The sequence below is a fragment of the Cupriavidus sp. 01L46 genome (genome assembly GCF_056399905.1).
On the sequence record NZ_JBFTSF010000605.1, the window covers coordinates 1 to 1243 of the forward strand.

Below are 1243 nucleotides of genomic sequence, written 5' to 3' on the forward strand. Positions count from 1 at the left end.
GCGATCCCGCTGGGGGCCACGTTGAGCGACGGCAGCCACAGCTTCACCGCTTCGGCCGGCCACACCGCGGTCGATGTCCATGGCTGGACCCTGTCGAGCCTGACCATCACGCCGACCAACGACGCGAACTTCACGCTGAGCGTGGCGGCGACCGCCACCGACGGCGAGGGCAACCTCAGCACCACCACCACGGCGACCGAGATGGTGACGGTCAACCCGCTGGCRCCGAGCCTGGCGCCGGTGGCCGAGAGCGGGGTCGAGGGCGCGGCGATCGCGCTGAACCTGGGCGCCACGGTCAATGGCCTGGCTGGCGACAGCAATAGCCTGGCCTCGCTGGTGGTCAGCGCGATCCCGGTCGGGGCCACGTTGAGCGATGGCAGCCACAGCTTCACCGCTTCGGCCGGCCACACTGCGGTCGATGTCCATGGCTGGACGCTAGGCTCACTGACGATCACACCAACCAGCGACGCCAACTTCACGCTGAGCATGGCGGCCACCACTGCCGACGGCGAGGGCAACCTCAGTACCACCACCACTGCCACCGAGGCGGTGATGGTCAACCCGCTGGCGCCGACGCTGTCCTGGTCGGCAACCGCCGTCGGCGTCGAGGGCACGGCGATCGCGCTGGGCGGTCTCGGTTTAACGATCGCGAACCTGACGGGCGATGCCAACCTCCAGAACACGTTAACGATCAGCGGCGCGCCGATCAATGCGGTGTTGAGCGACGGGCACGGCCATGCTCACACTTCGATCGGCACGGGAGACATCATTGATCTGAACGGCTGGACTCTGTCGAGCCTGACCATCACGCCAACCAGCGATGCGAACTTTACGCTGACGGCACGGGCTACCGAGAGGGACGCCGAAGGCAATCTCAGCGGCGCCACCACAGCGACCGAAGCGGTGACGGTCAACCCGCTGGCACCGACGCTGTCCTGGGCAGCTACCGCCATCGGCGTCGAGGGCGCGGCAATCGCGCTGGGCGGTCTCGGCGTGACGATCACGAACCTGACGGGCGATGCCAACCTCCAGAACACGTTGACGATCAGCGGCGCGCCGGCCAATGCGGTGTTGAGCGATGGGCATGGCCATACTCACACTTCGATCGGAACGGGGGACGCCATCGATCTGAGCGGCTGGACCCTATCGAGCCTGACCATCACGCCGACCAGTGATGCAAACTTTACGCTGACGGCACGCGCCACGGAGAGGGACGCCGAAGGCAACCTCAGCGGCACTACTA

The 1243-nt window shown here is 66.7% G+C and carries 1 protein-coding gene; it reads left to right on the forward strand.

Features of this window, described 5'->3' with window-relative positions; all coding sequences use genetic code 11:
- Positions 1 to 1243, forward strand: a 1243-nt coding sequence (locus AC1DS3_RS38790) for a hypothetical protein (protein WP_477129381.1), incomplete at both ends; no start/stop codon positions are given.